Source organism: Neisseria sp. P0009.S007 (assembly GCF_051962515.1).
Genome location: NZ_JBQCVF010000412.1, coordinates 1 through 1,217, shown reverse-complemented (window position 1 = coordinate 1,217; position 1,217 = coordinate 1). Strand labels below are relative to the sequence as shown.

The following is a 1,217-nucleotide window of genomic DNA, read 5'->3' as shown; positions in this document are numbered from 1 at the left end:
CGGCGGGAGAAAGGGTGTTGGCCAAATCGTCTGAATCGGCATGGGTTGTTTGGCTGTCGGTTTGAGCGGTTTCGGCAAGCAGCTGGGTGTGTTCAAAGTCCATCAATGCCAAGAGGTCGTCTGAAAGCGGCAGGCTTTGGCAATATCGGAGGAACTCGCCGGGGATTTCTTGAAAATAGGGCGTTTGTGCGCGCGCGTCGCGGACGAAACCTTCTTTCAGACGGCCCCATTCTTCGCTGTCAAAGTATTGCAGCGTTTCGGTATAACAGCGGTCGATAAAGCTGTGAATATTGTTGCGTATCAGGCGGATATAGACGTTCAGGCGCTCTTGCGGCAATCCGTCTGCGGCTTTGCCTTCGCGTATGGCTTGGGCAAAGCGGTGTTGGTATTGGGCAGAGGTTTCAGGCTGCACGGCGGTATTCCTTTCCGGCACGCGTTTGATAGTCGGCGATTTTGGCGACTTCAGCTTCGAGTTCGGCAAAAGGCGGGAAATTGAAATCGCGTTCCAGCAGGGTGGGCGGAATCGTCGGCAGTTTGGCATAGGCGAGTTCGAGCAAATCCCAAACAGTCGGCAATACTGCGGCGCCGTGGGTATCAATCAACAATTCGGGCGTTTCCACGTCATGTCCGGCAATATGGATATAGCACACGCGCTCTGCGTCCACATTTTCTAAAAAGGCTTCAGGCGACAACAGGCCGTGGTTGACGGCGTTGACATAAATATTGTTCACATCCAAATGAATACCGCAGTCGGCTTCACGGGCAACGGCGTTGAGGAACTCAACCTCGTTCATCTCGGCAAGCGGAGAATGCAGATAGTAGGAGGTGTTTTCCACGGCAATACGGCAGCCCAACCGGTCTTGCACTTCGCGGATACGCCGCGCGGTATGCCGCACCATCTCTTCAGTGAAGGGCAGCGGCAACAGGTCGTAGAGATGACCGCCATCATGGCAGTAGCTCAAATGGTCGGAGAAAAACGTGCAATCGTAGCGGCGCATCATTTCTTTGATTCCGTCTATCAAGGCAGTATCCAGCGGGGCCTGTCCGCCCAGCGACATGGATAATCCGTGCAACGCCAGCGGCAGCCGCTCTGCCACGCGGTCAAACTGTTTGCGCGCCCTGCCGCCCATTTTCAGCCAGTTTTCGGGGGCGGCTTCGATAAAGCGTATCGGGCTGTCGTCTGAAAGCGAGAGGAAGTCTTCCGCCAAGTCGCGGCG

2 protein-coding genes are annotated in these 1,217 nt (G+C 55.5%); both read right to left on the bottom strand.

Features of this window, described 5'->3' with window-relative positions:
• Positions 1–412 (bottom strand): HvfC/BufC family peptide modification chaperone (locus tag ACTHS3_RS13710; RefSeq protein ID WP_440368217.1); only part of this gene is annotated, 412 nt, incomplete at its 3' end.
• A partial coding sequence (locus ACTHS3_RS13705) for an HvfB family MNIO-type RiPP peptide maturase (RefSeq protein ID WP_440368216.1) occupies positions 402–1,217 on the bottom strand: 816 nt, incomplete at its 5' end. The genes ACTHS3_RS13705 and ACTHS3_RS13710, both read right to left, overlap by 11 nt.